The organism is Novipirellula sp. (assembly GCF_041583735.1).
GTDB lineage: Bacteria > Planctomycetota > Planctomycetia > Pirellulales > Pirellulaceae > Novipirellula.
Window position 1 is genome coordinate 1 of sequence record NZ_JBFHFD010000078.1, and the last position, 19,390, is coordinate 19,390.

General features: G+C 55.4%; 13 protein-coding genes. 5 read left to right on the top strand and 8 right to left on the bottom strand.

The window, feature by feature from the left end:
• A partial coding sequence (locus ABX962_RS08555; protein WP_372718462.1) for a GumC family protein occupies positions 1–928 on the bottom strand: 928 nt, incomplete at its 3' end.
• Between the two features lie 413 nt (positions 929–1,341).
• Positions 1,342–2,694, bottom strand: coding sequence for a hypothetical protein (locus ABX962_RS08560; protein ID WP_372718463.1), 1,353 nt, complete (start codon positions 2,692–2,694; stop codon positions 1,342–1,344).
• Between the two features lie 211 nt (positions 2,695–2,905).
• Between ABX962_RS08560 and ABX962_RS08565 the strand changes: the two genes are divergently transcribed.
• Together ABX962_RS08565 and ABX962_RS08570 are read left to right on the top strand one after the other, a co-directional pair.
• Positions 2,906–3,271: an ArsR/SmtB family transcription factor gene (locus tag ABX962_RS08565; protein ID WP_372718465.1), complete on the top strand. Its 366-nt coding sequence runs from the start codon at positions 2,906–2,908 to the stop codon at positions 3,269–3,271.
• A gap of 560 nt (positions 3,272–3,831) precedes the next feature.
• A complete protein-coding gene (locus ABX962_RS08570; protein WP_372718467.1) occupies positions 3,832–4,707 on the top strand; it encodes an SGNH/GDSL hydrolase family protein in 876 nt (291 codons plus the stop codon).
• A gap of 177 nt (positions 4,708–4,884) precedes the next feature.
• On the opposite strand, the gene ABX962_RS08575 is transcribed toward ABX962_RS08570, so the two are convergent.
• The 6 genes from ABX962_RS08575 to ABX962_RS08600 all read right to left on the bottom strand — a co-directional run bounded on the left by ABX962_RS08575 (position 4,885) and on the right by ABX962_RS08600 (position 15,161).
• The gene (locus ABX962_RS08575; protein ID WP_372718469.1) at positions 4,885–6,057 is read right to left on the bottom strand and encodes a serine hydrolase domain-containing protein; all 1,173 of its coding nucleotides are present in this window, start codon (positions 6,055–6,057) and stop codon (positions 4,885–4,887) included.
• A 90-nt stretch (positions 6,058–6,147) separates the two neighbouring features.
• Positions 6,148–7,368 (bottom strand): type II secretion system F family protein, encoded by a 1,221-nt coding sequence (locus ABX962_RS08580; protein ID WP_372718471.1) that lies wholly within the window; start codon positions 7,366–7,368, stop codon positions 6,148–6,150.
• Between the two features lie 151 nt (positions 7,369–7,519).
• Complete coding sequence (locus ABX962_RS08585) at positions 7,520–9,214, bottom strand: GspE/PulE family protein (RefSeq protein ID WP_372718473.1); 1,695 nt, start codon at positions 9,212–9,214, stop codon at positions 7,520–7,522.
• 165 nt (positions 9,215–9,379) lie between these two features.
• Positions 9,380–12,436, bottom strand: a complete 3,057-nt coding sequence (locus ABX962_RS08590; protein ID WP_372718475.1) for a secretin N-terminal domain-containing protein — start codon at positions 12,434–12,436, stop codon at positions 9,380–9,382.
• A gap of 558 nt (positions 12,437–12,994) precedes the next feature.
• Positions 12,995–14,278, bottom strand: a complete 1,284-nt coding sequence (locus ABX962_RS08595; RefSeq protein ID WP_372718477.1) for a 6-phosphofructokinase — start codon at positions 14,276–14,278, stop codon at positions 12,995–12,997.
• 256 nt (positions 14,279–14,534) lie between these two features.
• Entirely contained in the window at positions 14,535–15,161 is a 627-nt protein-coding gene (locus ABX962_RS08600; RefSeq protein WP_372718479.1) for a TerB family tellurite resistance protein, read from the bottom strand.
• Positions 15,162–15,421: 260 nt separating this feature from the next.
• Between ABX962_RS08600 and ABX962_RS08605 the strand changes: the two genes are divergently transcribed.
• The 3 genes from ABX962_RS08605 to zwf all read left to right on the top strand — a co-directional run.
• Positions 15,422–17,377 carry a flagellin hook IN motif-containing protein gene (locus tag ABX962_RS08605; RefSeq protein ID WP_372718481.1) on the top strand — a complete coding sequence of 652 codons (1,956 nt, stop codon included), beginning with the start codon at positions 15,422–15,424 and terminating at the stop codon, positions 17,375–17,377.
• Positions 17,378–17,490: 113 nt separating this feature from the next.
• Complete coding sequence (fliW, locus tag ABX962_RS08610) at positions 17,491–17,982, top strand: flagellar assembly protein FliW (protein ID WP_372718483.1); 492 nt, start codon at positions 17,491–17,493, stop codon at positions 17,980–17,982.
• A gap of 134 nt (positions 17,983–18,116) precedes the next feature.
• Positions 18,117–19,390, top strand: a 1,274-nt coding sequence (zwf, locus tag ABX962_RS08615) for a glucose-6-phosphate dehydrogenase (protein WP_372718485.1), incomplete at its 3' end; no start/stop codon positions are given.

Genomic DNA, 19,390 nt, shown 5'->3' on the forward strand with positions numbered 1-19,390 from the left:
CAAACACGCTACGCAGCGTTTCCAATTGGTGATGGACCGCTGCGACTTCGGGATGATCGTTAGTTTTGCGAGCGAGCAGGTCCTTTTCTTTCGCTTCGAGCTGGAAGAGCTGCTCACGCATCGCCGCCAATCCATCATTCGGTTGGCCGCCGACCATTTGGCGAACCAAAGATTGGGGCAGTTGTGACAGCTTATCACGCAGCGCTAACATTTTCGCTTCCGATGAAGCGAGGTTAGTACGCGACTCGGCAACGTCGCGATCGACGCGGGCAAGTTCTTCTTCGAGTCCGCGGCGTCGTCCTTCGTACGATGCCAGTTTGTAGCTACTTTTGAGGTCCCGTAGTTCGAGGTTCGCTTTTTCGAGTTGCTGTTGAAGCGATTGCGTTTGTACATCAAAGAAATCAAACGATCCGCTGCTCCGCGTCACTCGCATGTGCTCATCGCGAAAGGTGGCTAAGATTGCATCGAGGGTCTGTTGCGCCCGTTCGGGGGATTCCCCTGTGCAGGAAACGCGGATCACGTACGAGGATCGTGGCGACGAAATGGTCACCTTTTTCGCCAGGCTCGAGATCGCAATTTCACGCTCTCGGGGCGTTGCAAATGTCTCGTCGTGTGAGAGCTTCTCGAACACTTTTTCGATGATCGATCGGCTTTCCAAATGTTCGATCAGCGAATTGATGTCGGCTTCTCGGCTCGCATTCAGGCTGACGGTTTGCCCGGTCGACGCGGTGGAGTCCAGTCCGACGTTCTCGCGACCAAGCCGTACAAACAACTTGGCTTCGGATTCATAGGTATCCGGATATTGAAACAGGACGGCAGCAAGTCCGATCATCGACAACACGACCAAGGTGCTGATCATTTTCCAATGGTTGCAAAACACATCGGTGATTTCGCGTAAAGTCCAATTGCGTGAGGACATGGCTGGCATAGTTCCGCTCCGGTTGTGCGGGTTGGATGAGTTGTAGCGACAGCGGAATGGGCGGCCGTTATCAATCGGCGTGGTGTGGGGGCGTTTGGGAATGTCTCGTGGTGGTTCACGGTTCCCAATTGATTCCTAAAACACGGCGTTTTCTAGCCATTCGGCAGCAAGTCGGTTGACTCAGCGAATGCATAAAAACCGTGGTTTCAGTCTACTTCCTCGCCGTTGATCGTCTAGGCGTCGTTTGCTGGAATTCAGACATATCGCCGCTGCCCTAGCTTGGTCGATGTTTGGCGATCGGTAATCCGACTGCGGTTAGAGAATGGATCGCAACCGGGTTTCGCGGGGCTCAGCGGCCCACGAAGTTGCCTTGCTCGAGGCATCGACGTTGCAGATGATTGCCTGCAACCTTTGCGGGACGACTAGCTGCGGTCGCTCGACTCTTGGTTTTTCAAGTGTTTTTGGATCAGCCCGTTGACTCGTTCCCGGGCCTGTTCACGCGACACGTCGTCGTCGGCGGTCTTGTCGGGAAACCCCAAGTCGTCAAGCAGAAAACTGAACGTCGGATGGCGTTCCGCACGCGTGAATCCAACGTCCGTAAGCGAGACGTCGTGAATCAAAGCGATTGTCGCCATCGCGACATCGCCTAATTGAGTCGTCAGTTTTTCACCGCGAGCATACCCGCGTTCGCTGACGACACGCGTGTCATCGAGCAAATTGACCACCAACGCCGTGTCGGCTTTGTCGCCAAAACGTGAGATCGTTTGCAGTGCCATTGCAATCGTTTCGACCGAGGTCGCTTCGGCCAACGTTCGTCGTGCCAGCGGAAGTGCGCGTTGTAAATCCCAGCTCATCGCAAAGAACAGGATCTCGGCCCGATTGTTCAGACTGCTGCGATTGAGCCATCCGCTAACGAGTGCGTCGGTGGGGCCGCCCAGTTGGATGTCGCGATGAAGACGATTGGCAGCTTCTTTTCGCAACAATGAAATCATCAAGCTTTCAAAGTCTTGTTTGAAGGGCACGTTGGGGTCGTTTGCCGGCAATAGCAATGCGATCACATCAGCACGGCTGGGGACTTCGAGTTGAACGAACATTTTGTTTTGGACGCGCCCCATCGCTGCGGTCATCGCCATGAAGCGTTCACGAGGCGACCCCGCCAGCGACTTGGTGATATCGGGGTGTTCGAGCATCAGTTCGACAAACATTTCACGAACACTCGGTGAATCCCCCATAAAGTCTTGGGTTTCACGCCATCCATCAAATTCGACTTCATCACCGGCCAAGAAGGCATCGATACGTATTTGCAGATCGCCCTCGGTTAATTGGCGAACCAATTGTTCGGTGCGAAGTCGGACTTCGGGGTCGGTCGCATTGGCGGACGCAAGACGCAATGCCGGCAAGATATCGATTCCTCGCTGCATCAAATGGCTCGCTGCTCGCTCTCGCATCGCGAAGGAATCGGCCCCCAGGTTCTCGATCCATTTTTGGATTTGCGGATCTTCAAGCTCCGCAGAATCATTGCGATCAGGGGCGTCCGATGTCTCCGTTTCCACGGCATCCTGCGGAGCATCCGCCATTTCCTGAGCGATGGCCGCCGCATCCCAGTGGGTGATCGCAGCGGTGACCAGCACGATGGTCAAAATCACACGGAACGTGGAAGCGTAAAACGTGGAAGCGTAAAAATGCATTTCTTTCTCGAGGCGGAGATGAACCAGACGGTGAAACAATGCAATCAGTGCTGAGAGGGGCACCGCCATCGTAGCGAGCAGCTTCATTGTAGCGAAAGAAGCCTGCGCTGGCCGCCCCGCAAAAACACGAGGGTTTAACGCCTTCGGGCCCGAAAAAGGCTGGATATCGACCAGGAATCACCCCAAACAGGGCGATCCACCGCCGCCGGTTCCCTGCCCATGATGGTTTGCACACAAATCCTGCGGTTTCGATTGACACCTCGTGAGCTCGCGATAGGTTAGTGTTTGGAGATCCTCTATGGCAAAAAAGAAAGCAGTATCGACGTCCGCGAAATCGGTTGACCGTGCATCGCTAAAGCCGGAGGTGCGGCCGACGGTTAGCGGCAGCACGGCGTTTGCGGAGGCCGCAGAGTGTTTGAAGACGATTGCCCATCCGGTGCGATTGCGGATGATCCAACTGTTGTTGACGGGACGCTACACCGTTGGCGAACTCGCTGCCGATTGCCAGATCCCTGACAACGTCGCATCGGAGCATCTACGGCTGATGCAGCGGTGCGGCTTCTTCACCAGCGAGCGAGCGGGACGCCGCGTCTACTACCAAGTCGCCGAGCCCCACCTAAAGCAATTGATGGCCTGTATCGAAAGCCGATTCCTGCCCCAGTAGCCGTGTCAACTGTGGGATACGCATCATGCCTGGTAACAGCTTCAGCTTTGACGAATGCCGGAGGGGGCTTTTAGCGACATCGCTGTGGTGGTTGTATCTTCTTACTCGCACGGATTTTTACGCAGACAACCGAATGCACCCGAAACGGCGGGGTCCTGCCTCTGCATGATAACGAAACGGTAGCTGAAAGGATTCCGCAATCTAATTTTCGGAAAACTGGACGGTGACTGCTGCCCGAAATCGATTTTAACGGTCTGACTTTAAGCGTTGACAACGACAAGCTGTTAGCGGGCAATCCCATGATCGATGTGGAAAAGCAGCTGATAAGGCCTCGCTTCACATGCGTTTGAAACACATCAAGATTGACGCAACTGATTGCTATCCGTGGAATATCCGCCCCACACTTTTTACCTAATCCTCCTAGGACGAATCCAGCCATTAAATATGCATCAAAAAACCGCTCGGCTGCATAGCCAAACGGCCCCCCCTCGACCTACATTGCGGATTCCTATCACGCCCCCGGCTGTGGGGGTTCCTCCGCCCTTTCTCAGGAATCTGAAATGTATCGAATGACTCGCTTTGCATTCACCGCCATTGCCGTATTTGTGGTATTGGCAGCCAGCAACGTCCAAGCCCAGTACAGCCGAGTGGTCGTTTTTGGCGACAGCCTCAGCGATACCGGAAATAGCTTTGCCGCGACCGGAATCCCCCCAGCGGATATTTACTTCGAAGGTCGATTTTCCAACGGCCCGATCTGGATCGATTTTCTGCAGCAACAATGGGGGCTTTCTGACTCGCAATTGCTCAACTTTGCCATTGGCGGATCGAGTACCGGGTTCGGCTATAAGGCACCGCCCGAAGGCATCTTCGAAGTCCCTCCGGGAACCATGATTCCCACGGTCGGAGAACAAGTCGAAGCTTACCTTTCCTCGGTAGGCGTGTCTGATCCCAACCAGCTGACCATTCTTTGGGCCGGATCCAACGATTTGTTTACCTACAATGCGCCCGCCTCCATTGTCAACAATATTGAGCAACACGTACGGGCATTAGCCGCATCAGGCGCCGATGAGTTTTTGATTCCGTCGCTTTCCCCGGTTGGATTAACCCCCGCGGTCGGCGGAACATTTGAAGGCTTTATACTGAACATGTTCGCAGGACAAGTTAATCGCAAGATGAGCCGACGACTCAAATCGCTTGAGTCCGAACTTGGTATTACCATCCATCGTCTCGACACCTACACTTTGACTTTCCTGGGAACGATCTTTCCAAGGCTATTTGGCCTTACGAATACCACCGACGCAGCCCTTGCCGACATCCAGGCTGGATTGATCTCTCCGGCTGAAGGCGAAACCTATCTTTACTGGGACATCATTCATCCTACCAGCGTCGTTCATGAAACGATTGCGACTGCCGCCATCCGAGTTGTTGCGGAATAGTGCATCTGTGGGATAGGCCTATCGACCGTCATCATCCGCAACATGACCTTTCCTTAGCTTCGCTTAGGGAAGGTGACCTGCTTAGCAACCTAAGCGTTTGCTGCTGCGGGTGTTGATCGAGTCCATGGCATTTCGCTGCTTGGCGATCAGAAACTGCCGAGGCAGTATGCCAGTGGCTTACTGCGTTACGGCGTCGGCAGCGATCGTGCCGATTTCCCCCGCGAGCGCGTTGACGCTGCCTTTGCCATTGGGGTGAACTCGATTGCTTAAGAAGATCACAAAGAGTTTCAGTTCAGGGTCGATCCACATCGCGGTGCCGGTGAATCCGCCGTGGCCAAACGCGGTGGCTGTCATCGTTTTGCCCCGATTGGATGAGTACCCGGATTGCTTGTCCCAGCCGAGACCACGCAAGGCATCGCCGGGAACGACGTAGGCAGCGGTCATCGCATCAAAGGTTTTTTTCGATACGATCGTGGTGTCATCAAGGCTTCCGCGGTTGCACATCGCGGTTGCGTAAACGGCCAGATCCGCCGCGGTGCTGAACAGCCCCGCATGTCCGGCGACACCACCGAGCGCATAGGCTCGTGGGTCGTGAACCTCGCCTTGCATCCAGTGTCCGTTTCGTTGCTGCGTCGTGGCGGCACGCTGCTGTAGTGGCGTCGCCGGTTTGTAGCTTGTTTCTTTCATCCCCAGCGGCGCAAAGATGGCTTGTTGCGAATAGGCATTCAGCTCCATTCCGGTTTTGCGACGAACGATTTCTCCGAGCACAATGAAGCCCACATCGGAATAGCGAAACTTTGAACCTGTCGGATAATTCAGTCCCAAATTCATTACATTCTGTATCGCGGACTCGGGCGATTCGGTGTAATCAGAAATCGCATTGTCAGGTGTCAGCCCGCTGGTGTGCAGCAACAACTGCTTGATTGTGATCCCCTCTTTGCCATGATTGCCAAACTCGGGCAAATGCTGCGAGACCGTGTCCTCCAAATCGATTTGTCCTTTATCGATAAGCGTCATCACGCTGGTGGCAGTCGCAATCGGTTTGGTCAACGAGGCAAGGTCAAACACCGTGTCGACTGTCATCGGTACCGGCGTGGGTTCGATCTGGCGATAGCCATAGGCCCGCTGGAAGACGAGATTGCCTTGATAGCCGATGGTGACCACGGCACCCGGAAGTTTATTTTGCTCGATCGCTTCGTTAACCAAATCGTCAATCGATTCAAAGGCGTCCGTCTTCAGTGCGGACGGCTTCGCAGGTCCCGGTTCCGCTGCAAATGAAGGTATGGCAAGCAGGGGTATGGCAAGCAGGGTGAAGGCCAAAAAAACGTATCGGCAAGCGATTGTTTGCATCGTAAAACCAAGCGGGGCGAGTGTTGACGTGGCGATGCCGCAGTGTGTCGGGGCATCGCCAGGCAACAGGCGGGGGGAATCACAGGTAGGTTATAGCGTGGTGCTACTCTTCAAAACGGGAACCAGTAGTGCCATGACGACGGCAAGCACCAACACAGCCATGATTAGCAACATCAGCGGTTCGAGCAAGCGGACGAACAAATCGAGTCGGCGAAATGTTCGCTTTTCGAGTGAATCGGCGATCTCGGGCAGCACGCGGTCCAACGAGTTGCTTTCTTCGCCGACGCTGATCATTTCGGTCACGCTAACGGGCATGTAGCCAGACGCCCGCAGCGGCGACGCCAAACTTTCCCCACTACGGATGTTCTCGGTCGCATTGGCAATCGATTTGCTGAGCAATCGGTTGCCGGTTGCACTGCGGCTAATTTCGAGTGACCTCAGGATCGGAACCCCGTTACCAAGCAGCGTTCCGAGCACGCGGCAGAACCGAGCGACGGCGAGATTCATCAGGATATCGCCGAGCACAGGGATTTTTAATTTGATACGGTCAGCCCACTCCTGGCCCGATTCGCTGTCGAGTTTGATTTTGAGCAAGATCAAAACAACCACCATCGCGAGCAAGAATAACCAGCCCCATTGCTGTAGGAATTGGCTGAAGCTTAACAGCGCTTCGGTGGCCCACGGCATTTCGCCTTTGCGACGCAGCCGATCAAACAGCATGTCAAACTTGGGAACGAAGAAAACCAGCAATGCGACAATCACCACGCTGCCAACAGAAAACAGGAAGACGGGATAGGCCATCGCGCTGACCGTGCGGCCTTTGAGGTCTTCCTGTAGTTCGGTGAACGTGCCGACGCGATCGAGTGCATCTTCGAGAAATCCACCCTCGGCGCCGGCCCGCACCATGTTGGTTCCCATGTCACTAAAGACACCTGGATAGCGAGCCATCGTTTGGCCCAGCGTTTCGCCTTCCTCGACCCGTTCGCGAACGTCGTGCAAGACCTCTTTCAGAACCGCGTTAGAGGTTTGCGAGCCGAGAACGTTTAGCGAGCGAATCATCGGCACGCCACTTCGCAGCAGCGAGGCAAGTTGACTGTAGAAGACCGCCATCGTTTGTCCGTTCACCTTTTGGCGACGATTGAACAAACTGCCCAGTGAAGGGGATTTGCTTTTGGCAACGTCGCTGACTTTGACCGGAAACAAAGACCGCTCGGACAGCATCGAGGTGACTTCACGCTCTGTACCCGCTTCGATGGTTCCGTTGACCTGTTTGCCGCTCGAGTCGCGGGCGGTGTAAGCAAAGGTTGGCATTGGGGCGGGCGATCTAGAAGTTTGAAAGTGGGAGTTCGGAATGGGATGTGGTCGCTAAGAACCGGGCTGACTTGGAATCGGGCCTGCTGAAAATCGGGCCTGCAAAAAATCGGGCCTGCACGATGCTAACTGCCTATTTTTCCATGCCTGCTTAGGCGATTGCTTCGCCCTTGGTAACACGCAGCACTTCATCGACACTGGTTTGTCCCGCGATGACTTTGTCCCAGGCGTCCATTCGCAGCGTCCGCATGCCGTTTTTCACCGCTTCTTTGCGGATGTCCCAGCTGCTGGCGCGGTCTTGGGCGAGTTGACGAATGGTATCGGAGGTCACAAGTAATTCGTAAATCCCCATCCGTCCGGAGTAGCCAACGTGGCGACATTCGCGGCAACCGACGCTGCGATACAGCACCGCGTCGCCGGCGCGATCCCAGGGGAAGTCGCTTGGCACTTCGGACTTCGCATCGGTCATCGGTTTTTTGCAGTGTTTGCACAGACGACGCACTAGTCGCTGAGCCATCACGGCTTCGACAGTCCCTGCGACCAAGAACGGCTCGACGCCCATGTCGCCCATCCGGGTGAACGCTCCAGCGGCATCATTGGTGTGCAGCGTACTGAATACCAAGTGACCCGTTAGCGATGCTTGGATTGCATTTTCAGCGGTCTCGAGGTCACGAATTTCCCCCACCAGCACGACGTCGGGGTCATGACGCAGGATACTGCGAAGCGAAGCAGCAAATGTCAATCCGATCTTGGGATGGACTTGAATCTGGTTGATGCCATCAAGCTGATACTCGACCGGGTCTTCGGTCGTAATGATCTTGGTTTCGGGGCTGCGGATCTGCAGCAAACTGCTGTACAGCGTCGTCGTTTTACCCGAGCCGGTCGGGCCGGTGACCAGCACGATGCCGTGAGGATACTCGATGATCTTGCTAAACGTTTCGTAGATTTGCGGGTTCATCCCCAAGCCTTCGAGGTTGAACACCATCGATGACTTGTCCAACACACGCATGACCAGACCTTCGCCATGGATCATCGGAATCACGCTGAGCCGGATATCGACTTCGCGGCCGTGCACCCGCAATTTGATCCGTCCGTCTTGCGGCAATCGTTTCTCGGCAATGTTCATCCGAGCCATGATTTTCAGTCGGCTAATGATCGCCGCTTGGAATCGATTGATCTCTGGTGGAGCGGGTTGAGGATGCAGGATGCCGTCGATGCGATAACGGATTTGGATCCCATCGGATTGGCTTTCGATGTGAATATCGCTCGCTCGCGTTTCGATCGCTTCCAGCAGGATTTCGTTGACCAATCGAACGACCGACGCTTCCTGCGCCATTTCGCTCAATTCGCTGCCGTCGGATTCAAACGCATCGAGCAATTCGACGTCGTCGTCATCGACCGCCGCCATCAGGCCTTCGACCGTTTCGCTACCGACGCCAAGATGCTGTTTGACCAAGCGTGCGATTTCAGCACGTTCGGCTACCACCGGAATAATGTTTTTGCCGGTCGCTGCACTCGCTTCGTCAAGCGGATACAGGTCGAGCGGATCGGACGTCGCCACGACGATCGAACCATCCTCGAATCCAATCGGGAACAGCGATTGGCGGTAGATCAGTTTTTGCGGAAAACCTTCGAGCGCCTTTAGGTCGACGTCGGTTTCGCGGAGATCGACGTAATCGAGTCCGACTTCTTCGGCCAAGGCACCGAGTGCGTCACGCTCGGCAATGTATCCCAACTCGATCGCGGCTTGAACGACGCTTGGTGAGTCGCTTTGCCGGCTTTGTTCGAGTTGTTCAGGGGTGAGTAATCCGCGTCGTTTCAGGATTTCACCAGCATGCATGATCATCTTTTCGATCTTTCTAGCAATGTACGGGGTCAAGCGGCGTAAGGGGATGCCGCGATGCAGTCGTCGCTCAGTGGGGGGCGGTCAGCGACTCTTTCAAGTGTAACGCAATTCGCGGAAGAATTCATTTCACAATCCGCGATCGAGTTGGTGAGATTTGGGAGGCGATTAACGACCGCGACCACCACCACCGCCGGATGTACGTCCGCCGCCGCCGCCGCCGCCGGTTCGGCCGCCGCCATTCCCGCCACCAAATCCGCCGGTACGACCGCCTCCGGTATCGCCGCCGCCCCGCATCGCGCGGAACATTTCAATTCGACGTTGGATGTCGTCCGAGCTGGGGGTGGTCGTACTTCCGTTGGTCGAGGAGGTCGATGATGTGCTGCTGGTTTTCGAATCGGCGGTCGAGCTCGCTGTTTTCACGCTGGCTCCGAGTATCGATTCAAGTGCTTGTTTGACGATATCGGCTTTGATGTCACCTTTGAGGGTCACCACTTCGACGCGTTCTTCGGTCTGCATGCCACCCTCATCCAACGCGAGTACCAATTCACGCACTTGGTTGAAATCTTGGGGCGTTGCGGTCACGATCAGTGAATTGCTGCGTTCATCTACTGAAACGGTAATTTTTGCTGGTTCGCTTTGGGTGGCAGTACCGCCACTGCCTCCACGTCCCCCGCGGCCTCCGCCACGAAGTGCTGCAATAATGTCTTGCGGATTGGGTTGTCCGCCACCACCACCGCGGCTCGAGTCGGTCGCCGATTTCATTTTGTCCGCAAACACGCTCTTGACCACTTCGGCGACACTCTTGGCATCTTGGTAGATGACAGGAATCAAGGCCGGTTTGGCAACGACTTCGACGTCTTCGGGACTCTCTTGGATATCAAGTTTTCGCAGAATGATTTCGATGGTTTCGAGATCAATCGCATTGGCTTGCACGATCAACGCATTCAAACGCGCGTCGGGAACGATGCTGACCGACCCGGTGCTCGTCAGGATCGATTTGGCGGATGATTCGTCACCGCCACCTCCGCCGCCGCCCATACCGAGCAGCCCCATCATTCCGCCGCCCAAACCACCAAGGGGATCCGCAATTGCTGACATGCCGCTATCGCCGCCGCCCAAAATGCTGGCGATTAATTCCGCCGTGGTATCGGCTTTAGCGTACTTGAGCCAAAAAATCGTTGGCAATTCGGACTGGGCACTGGTCGACGAAGAAAACGATTGCATCAAAGCTTCGAAGGCGTCGAGGGCTTCGGTGTCCTCCGATGCAACGATCATTCCCGCAGGCGAGAACTGGATCACGATGTCGGATCCTTGGTATTGAAAGCGAACTTCGGGGGACGAGCTGTCCGCCGCGGTCGAGCGGCTGTCGGTCGCTGCAGCATTAGAGGTGACTGCACTGGAGGTTGAAATCTGGCTTTCCCGAGTGCTGGCCTCGTCGTCAGCGATGGGAGCAGTGACAAGTTGGTAGTCGGACGCGTGACGGGATTGGACTCCGGTGCGACTGTCGATCGGCAATCGGGGCAGGCGGTCGTCCGAGGGGGCCGATTCAAAGCTAGGCTGGTTGCTGCTGGCCGGTTTTTCCGGGTGCACCCGTCGTTCGGGCATCTCGTTGCCCGAGGAAGACGCACCCGAAGTGCGGATCGTGCGAATGTCGTTTTTGCGGCCTAGCGTCGACCAAATGCTTTGGACTTGGCGAAGTGCATCTTCGGCTGCTTGGCCGGTGTAGGGCAAAACACGTACTTTTTCGCTCATCGACCCGAGCACGTCTTCGCCTTCGAGTTCGCCGATCAATCGTTCGATCATGGCGATTTCCTCGCTTGTGCCACGAATCCACAAACGCCCTGTTAGCGGGTCACCATCGACGATCGGACCGCTGCCTCCTTCGGCCGTGACGCCAAAAAATTTGTTGATCGTCAACAATGCTTGGGCGGGATCGAGACGACGCAGATTGATGACTTTGAAGTCTTGTCCGTTACCTTCGAGCTTCGCAATCGTGGCCGCAATCATCGCTTGCGTTTCCGGACGTGCAAATGCCACGATCGCGTTGGTCTTGGGATCGATCGCAATGCGTGCGTCCGGGGTTCCCGCCAATAGAGTTTGCAGCACATCAAACACGGTGGCCGAATCGGCGGTCTTGACCGAGTGAGTTTCGAAGACCGGTAGCGCGACTTCGGTTTGAGCGTTTGGGTCGGCTGCGGCAAGTGGTTTGTCAGCCTTGCTGATAATGCTTTCCAGCAGCGCGACTTTGCCTGGCAAGCCGGTCGCATAAATACGTTCGCCATACAGACCCAATGAGATGCGAATTTCATCGTTGGCGTTTTGGCCTGGATCGAGTCCGATCAAGGGGCGAGCAATTTCGAGCATCTCGTCGCTGCCGCGATGCTGGAGCACAATTTCAACGATATTCGAATCGGCTTGGCGTGCATGTTCGAGCAATTGGCGGATGGCAAGCAATTTGCCTACCGTCTCGGTGACTTTGACTTGCCGTGCGCTGTCCAACACGATCGTGCGTCCCCAAGGACCGACGAGCTGTGCGATTTCTTGTCGCGCCGCATCGGGCGTTAAACTGCCCAACGGAAAGACACAGCTGACGATGTCGCTGCGGCTGCGGTCATCCAGTTCGTCCAGCGTGACCAGTTCGGCCACTTCGCTGATCAAGTTAGCGGCATTTTCGACTTCCAAATCAATCAGCAACAGCATCCGTCCGCGGCGGACCAACGCGTAACCGCGATCGAGCAACAAGCGATTTAAGATATCCAAGCTCTCGGCAGCATTATACGAACGACTTGGGTCGACGTAGTAGACCGAACCGTTGGGGAAACGATCAATTTGAAGCGACAGGTCGGCTTGCTCGGAAAACCATTCCAATACGTCCTTCCAGCTTGCCCCCGAGAAATTGAACACGAATTTTTCTTGAGCCATCGCAGGCTCATTCTTAGCGGGATTGCTTTTGCCGCTGTCCTTGGACTCGGCGTTGCCGGGTTGGGGTGACGCCACCGCCGACGCGGTGGGGGGCGTCGCGGCGTCAAGGTTTGGGGGAGCATCGTTTCCCGAATCCGATTGCGAATCGGTCGCTGAATCGCGAACGTCGGTGGGGGCGGATTGCGTTTGCACCTGTTGCCCATCGGGGGTGGAGCTAGGCGAATGGGGCTGCTGAGCCGATACGCGGGGCGTGACCGAGACAGCAAACGCGACGGTGAGGAAAAGGAGCGAGTATTTCATGCTCGAAAAAACGATTCCGTGGAAGAGGAAGCCACTGTGATGCAAAGCGGGCGATATTGGCTGCGGGCGACACTCTGCCAAAGCGCCACCCGGTTATCTTAATCACGAGTTGCTGAATTCCTCGCACGAAGCCTTCGATGAGTCGCCCAGAATGGAGGTTTTGTGGCGGGCACACCGGTTATGCAGGCAACCGTGTCGAACTCAGCTGATGCTTTTAACCCCTCCGCGAAACAGAAGTTTCTAGCGGAAACGATGAATTTGCCGACTTCCGGTACCCCCTTTCCCGCTGCAACGATCCGTTTGGTTCGCCCTGAGGATCCAGTTTTCCTATGATTCCCCCCCCATGGAAGCAAATCAGGGACACAAAAAAAGCCAACCTCGGGGGAGGCTGGCTTTTTGAGGGGGCCGATCGATTGAAGCGAAAAATCGTGTTGAGTTTCGGTCGCCGCTGCGGAATGGCCTAGCGAGCGAGGCGGCAAAGGGGACCACGTTCGCCCAATTCGACGATTTTATTCGCCGCCCGCGGACGGTGAGCAACGGCTTGGTTGCCGAGCCCGATTAGTTATCGATACAGGTTTCCAAGAAACGTGCCAAGCGATGGAAATCGCTATTTTGCTCAATAAATCGCACTTTGGTGACCAGCGTTTCCGGGTCCACCAATGTGCTGAAGGGGACGAAGTGCAAATCGAATTGGCCTGAAACCGAGACCATCACGCCATTAAGTTTTTCTTCGACGAGCGCCCGATAGGCACCGACACCCAATTGCGAGCCGAGCATGACGTCATAGGCTTGTGGCGGGGCGCAGCGGGCTTCGTAACCGAGTTGCAATCCGTTGACCTTGCGAGTTTTTCCCGTTCTTTCGTTGTAACGCTCGCTGACCAATTTGGACATCATCGTCGATAGATTGATTGACGAGATATTGATGTGTCCATGATCGTCGCGGCTGACGCCTTCGAGGTATTTGGTAGGTAGGTATTCGGCCATCCCTTCGGCGATCACGATCGTGCCGTATTGACGACCTTCGCGTTCACGAGCCAGCATCATGTCGACCATGCGATCGACCACACGGTCCAGTGCCATTACTTTCCGCGACTCGCCGGTCTCGTGGTTGACGATTTCTTCATCGGCCAACGCGCCACAAATGTCTTCGACGCTGAGCACCATACTGGCTTCGCCTGCGATCGCGGCACCATAGGCGAGCCACCCGGCGCTGCGTCCCATGGCTTCGCAAAGAAAGTAAGATCGGCCGGCGGCGGCGTCAAAGTTCAAGTTGCGAATTTCTTCGGCCAAAGTCTCCACGGCGGTGAAGAACCCAAACGTAAAATCGATTCCCGAGTAATCGTTGTCGATCGTTTTGGGCAAATGCACGATCGGGAAACGACGAGCATCCGCAGGCAGGTTGTCCTGGAACATCTTCAGTTTGTTCGCTGTCTTGAGCGTGTCATCACCGCCGATCGAAATCAACGCGTCGACTTCCAACGAGCAAAGTCCTTCGTAAACTCGTCGCAGCGGAGCAACCAGTTCAGGGTCCTTCAAATGGGCTGGCGAATTGACGTGCTTGCCGGGGTTCGTACGGGCGGTACCGATCATAATCCCACGGCTGCTGCGTGCATTGGTCAGCGAATCGTGCGAAAAACGGATGTAGTCGGATCCCTCTTGCAACGGCCCCGCAGCGGTGTATTCCGCCAATCGGCTGTAACCATGTTTGATTCCGAATACCTGGGCGCCTTCTTCGAGAAACGAAAAGGCGGCGGTCGAAATCACTGCATTGGCTGCCGGAGCGGGACCCCCCGCAAACAAGATGGCAACGCGTTTGATATCCAATGAATGTTTGCTGGGCATGGAGTGATTTCGTCAGGTTCAAGGAGAGGTTGGGGAGCTGAGAAGGACTGCTTCCTTCACATCGTGCACCGACGATTTTAGGGATCCCTGAGCGTTCGCCAAGATGGGAGGATGGCTGCGGGACGGTGTCGACGCCCTCAAACGCCGGTGCGGGCAGTGAAATCGCCGTTCCGCTGACAGTAACGCCATCGCATCCTACATTGGGCGACGTTTACCGATTCAGCCCCCCACACCCGTGTGTGCAAACCGCCCTGAGTCAGGTCTGCCACTGCAGGGCTTCTTCGATCGCCGCCTCGTATTCCATGTCGGTCAACTCGAGGATCTCGCGCATGTCCGACAGAATCTCAATTTGTTGGGGTCGCAGCGTCCCCTCGGCGGACGCCGCGAGAAACATCGCCTGTAACGCCCGCATCCGTTGGTCCTGGTTCCAACCTCGCGAAATCGTCAAAACATAATTCTTTGCCAGCACCTTGTTTTCCATTGCAATGCTGCACAAACGCCCAAGTTCTTCACGATCCATCGGCCGCTCCAAGAGGTCATTGGCGATCGTTTGCAGAGCGTCGATCTCGTTTTCGCTAATTTCGCCATCGGCAAGCACCACCAAAACCGCCGAGCGGATCGCTTGATCACGAAACTGAGACTCGATCGTCGCTTCGTGCGTTTGCCGATCCATGTTCAACACGCTGGTATCCCACGTGCTGCGGCAGCTATCGCACTGAACAAATTCCTCCGCAGCCCCGATCGGCACGGTCGGAACGAAGTAGAGCGTTAAAAACGGTCGTCTTGCTCGCAATCGAAATGGCTGCGGCGTGCGGCACGTGGGGCAATAAAAATTGCCGCGATCACGTGTCCGCGTCAGGTTCATGGTGCCGATCAGAATCATTTTTTTCAAACGCAGAAAAAAGAAGTAATAGCAGAACGGATGGTGTCACACCGAGAAGACCGTGTCACATTGGGGGGATTAGCGTGAATTTAACAATTGTTGGGCATTGTGACGGTAACGATTAGTCGGATTACAGGGATCGCAACGGATTGAGTGGCGGCAATTTAGAAGGAGTTCCGAATAAGGACGATAACGAGTGAAGTTACCGATTTTATTTTACGCGGAAGCGGCGAGCGATCGACGCGGCAATTTAGCACATCATGGCCATTCTTCCCGTCTCGGCGAATCGAACGAGCACTCCGCTGATGAACCAGCGGTTGATGTTCCAGCTAAACGCGGATCAGTTGGCGTTGCAGCGTCAGTATGACCAATTGTCGTCGGGACGCAGTGTCTTAAAAATTTCGGACAATCCGGCGGCGGCCAACCGGGCACTCGGGCTGAACCGCACGATCGACCGCGGCAATCAGTTGGTGCGTAACGCAAATTCCACCATCGGCTATTACGATTCGGCCGATTCCGCATTGTCGCAAATCGACAACGCATTGATTACCGCCCGAGCGACGGCGGTCCAAGGGGTCGAAACGGTCAATTCCGACGACGAACGCGAAGCGTTGGCGCTAACGATTCGTGAAACGATCAACAGTGTGTTCACCGCAGGCAACGCGATGTTTCGCGACCAGCAACTGCTGGGGGGGATTTTGAACGGCGGGAATGCCTACAGCTATGCCGAGAACGAAATCGTTTATTCCGGCCGCGACGCGGTCGGCAAGACGATGCTAGGCGGGGGCGACCTGTCCGAGATCAACGCCACCGCCTCCGATTCGCTCGGCACCAACGGCGTTTTTCTCACGGGGGAACCGCTTGGTGCGGCGCTCGATTACGACACACGTTTGGTCGATATGCGTGGCGGTGCCGGGGTCGCCCCAGGCGCGATTCAATTGTCCGGTGGCGACAGCACCGTAGACGTGGACCTCAGCAACGCGTCAACGATCGGCGATGTCGTGGACGTTTTGTCCAAGGTCGAACTCGAAGGACGTCCGCTGAGCGTGACGATCAGCAACGATTCGATCCAGATCAAATACGCAGACGATTTGCCCGGCACGTTGGCGATCCAAGACACCAAGGGCAGCACGTTGGCCAGCGATCTGGCGATCTCCAACCCAGGTGGGCTGAAGGCACCGCCGCTAATCGGAGACCGTTTGACGCCGCGTTTGACCGCCGAAACACTGATCGAGGATTTGGCGTTTGGCGCCGGGGTGGATTTGAGTGGCGGCATCACCATTAAGCAGGGAAGCAAGAATTTTTCGATCGATCTAAGCGACGCCGAGACGGTGGGCGACGTGTTGATTGCGATCAACCGTAGCGGTGCTGATGTGCATGCCGAATTGAACCAAACCGAGGGCAGTATTCAATTGCGTGCGCTGCGAAGTGGCGTGGATTATTCGGTGGGCGAAAACGGCAGCAATGCCGCCCGAGCCTTGGGAATTCGCTCGGCCACCGAAATCACGACGCTTGACGAACTCGGCCGTGGTCGTGGCGTCGTGCTCAATGCGCAAAGCGAAGATTTGGTGATCACGCGTCCCGATGGCGTCCAGCTGAGCTTGGATCTTGAGGGAGCCGAGACCATCGATGATGTCATTAAGCTGATTCGCAATCACCCCAACAATCAAGATACCGCCCGCGTCCTGGTGGGGCTCAATACAGTCGGAAATGGGATCGAGTTACAGGCGCCGCCCGGAGCCAATCCGATGTCGATCCGGCAACCGCAATTGAGCAACGCGGGAACGCGGCTGGGGTTAATCCCCGAAGGCGAAATCGAAGCGTTTGGAGAAACGGTAGGCAGCGTCAACCAGATTGCGGGGGTCGACTACATGCCGCGGGATGCCGGCGGGGCTCTTGATACGCTGTTACGACTCGAAACTGCCATCCGTGACAACGATGTCGCTGAAATCGAACGGCTGCAGGTCCGGTTGGACGAGGATTTGGACCGCGCGAGTCGGACGCGAGGCAAGATCGGAGTCTGGACACGGAATCTGCAAGATATGAAGGCGTCGGCCGAAACCAACGTGATCCAGCTTACTGAGCAACTCTCGAACGAAGTTGACGCCGATTTGGCGACCGTGATCAGCGATTTGAGCCAGCGGCAATTGTCATTGGAAGCATCGATGCGAATCATTGGACAGACTTCACAATTGACCGTTTTGAACTACTTGTAACGATTTTTCCGAATTGTTTCATTTTACCGAGGGGCCAGCCGATAAAGAGATTGGCAGGTCTTCGACCGACCTTTCTGTCAATAAGACCATCTGGAAATCGGGAAAGAAACGACATGAGAATCGATACGAATCGTTTTGGCACGTTGCAGATCAACGCGGACGAGTTGTTTCTTTTCCCTCAAGGTTTGATTGGAATGGAAACGCTTCGCCAATGGGCGCTGCTACCTGACCCGGAAAGTGCTTCCGTGGCATGGCTACAGAGTGCTTCGCGAGGCGATCGGGCCATTCCGCTGGTCAGCCCGCGAGCATTTTTTCCAGAATACCGTGTGCACATTTCCCGCCGTGAACTTGGCAGCTTGCATCTTCGCAGCGGCTCGGAAATCTATGTGATGACGACTGTCTCGGGGCGCGAAGGCAAAGTCACCACGAACCTGCGGGCTCCGATCTTGTTGAACTTGGATCACCGTCTCGGTTGCCAAGTGATTGCCGACAACGATCTGCCGATCCAGCAAACGCTGCAAATCGCCTCCGCAGCGAAGCAGCCTGCCGAGACCACCGCGGCGGAAATCAAAGCCGCGCTGTCGCCACTGCGTCGAGCCGCCTAAAGACCGGTTGTGCGGCCTGATCTTCCTGAAGCGCCCCGCGTCCCTTAAGCTGTGCCTGTCACGTCAACCTTTCGTTGTTTGACGCATGAACCTTTGAGCACCGCAAGCACGGACACCGCAGGGGAAAACGAAGCATGGCTCACACGATCGTAATTTTTGGCGCTTCAGGCGACTTGACCAGCCGAAAACTGATTCCGGCGCTCTACCTGATGTTCAAGAAGGATCGCCTGCCCGAGGGATCTCGGATCGTTGGGGTGTCGCGAAGTCATTTCGAGCACGAAGAGTGGCGTGATTCTCTCTGTGCGACGACGGAAAAGTTTGCCGGCAAATCGTTTGATGCTGAGACCTGGAATCGGTTCAGCGAAAACATCTTCTATCAAGCTGGCGATATCAAAGAGTCCGACGACTTCAAAAAGCTCGGCCAGTTTCTCAGTTCGATCGAAACCGAAGCTCACACCGGCCGCGTCTATTATCTATCGACAATGCCTCAGTTGTATGAGGAAGCGATTAAACAACTCGGTGCAGCGGGGTTGGCGGATGACAGCGAGGGGTTCCGCCGCGTGATCATCGAAAAGCCGTTCGGGACCGACTTGAAAACGGCGCAAAAATTGAATCGTTCGATTCACACCGTTTTTCGCGAAGACCAAATCTATCGTATCGATCATTACCTAGGCAAAGAAACCGTCCAAAACATCTTTGCTCTGCGATTCGCCAACAGCATTTTTGAACCGATTTGGAATCGCAACTTTGTTGACAATATTCAAATTACGGTTGCCGAAGAAGTCGTGATCGGACGTCGCGCGGGATACTATGACACGTCAGGCATTCTGCGTGACATGTTCCAAAATCACATCTTGCAATTGATGATGATCACCGCGATGGAACCGCCCGCGCGATACGACGCGGCACTTGTGCGTGACGAAAAGGTCAAGGTGCTACACAGTGTTCGCCGGATGAGCGGTGGCGATTTCGCGATGAATACCGTCCGCGGACAATACAAAGGGTATTTGCAAGAAGAAGGGGTCCCCGAGCACAGTCAAACCGAGACCTTTGCGGCGCTGAAACTGTACTGCGACAATTGGCGTTGGAAGGGGGTGCCGTTCTACTTGCGAAGCGGTAAGGGAATGTCTTGTCGCACCACTCAAATCGTGATCCAGTTCAAAAATGTGCCTCACATCTTGTTTGGCGAAAAAACACGCTCGCCACTGGGCAATCGGTTGGTGATTCAGGTGCAACCGGCAGAAGGAATTCAATTGCACTTTGAGACCAAGGTGCCTGATTCGGAAATGAAAACACGAACCAGCACGTTGGACTTCAGTTTCCGCCAAGCGCCTGGCGGAATTTCGATGCCCGATGCCTACCAACGTTTGCTGTTGGATTCGTTGACCGGCGACGCCAGTCTGTTCGC

What these genes read in the sequence shown, in the direction of transcription:
- ABX962_RS08570 (WP_372718467.1), top strand. Translation starts at nt 3,832, where the DNA reads ATGTATCGAATGACTCGCTTTGCATTCACCGCCATTGCCGTATTTGTG.
- ABX962_RS08595 (WP_372718477.1), bottom strand. Translation starts at nt 14,278, where the DNA reads ATGCCCAGCAAACATTCATTGGATATCAAACGCGTTGCCATCTTGTTT.
- ABX962_RS08585 (WP_372718473.1), bottom strand. Translation starts at nt 9,214, where the DNA reads ATGATCATGCATGCTGGTGAAATCCTGAAACGACGCGGATTACTCACC.
- ABX962_RS08590 (WP_372718475.1), bottom strand. Translation starts at nt 12,436, where the DNA reads ATGAAATACTCGCTCCTTTTCCTCACCGTCGCGTTTGCTGTCTCGGTC.
- fliW (WP_372718483.1), top strand. Translation starts at nt 17,491, where the DNA reads ATGAGAATCGATACGAATCGTTTTGGCACGTTGCAGATCAACGCGGAC.
- ABX962_RS08605 (WP_372718481.1), top strand. Translation starts at nt 15,422, where the DNA reads ATGGCCATTCTTCCCGTCTCGGCGAATCGAACGAGCACTCCGCTGATG.
- ABX962_RS08565 (WP_372718465.1), top strand. Translation starts at nt 2,906, where the DNA reads ATGGCAAAAAAGAAAGCAGTATCGACGTCCGCGAAATCGGTTGACCGT.
- ABX962_RS08600 (WP_372718479.1), bottom strand. Translation starts at nt 15,161, where the DNA reads ATGATTCTGATCGGCACCATGAACCTGACGCGGACACGTGATCGCGGC.
- ABX962_RS08580 (WP_372718471.1), bottom strand. Translation starts at nt 7,368, where the DNA reads ATGCCAACCTTTGCTTACACCGCCCGCGACTCGAGCGGCAAACAGGTC.
- ABX962_RS08560 (WP_372718463.1), bottom strand. Translation starts at nt 2,694, where the DNA reads ATGAAGCTGCTCGCTACGATGGCGGTGCCCCTCTCAGCACTGATTGCA.
- ABX962_RS08575 (WP_372718469.1), bottom strand. Translation starts at nt 6,057, where the DNA reads ATGCAAACAATCGCTTGCCGATACGTTTTTTTGGCCTTCACCCTGCTT.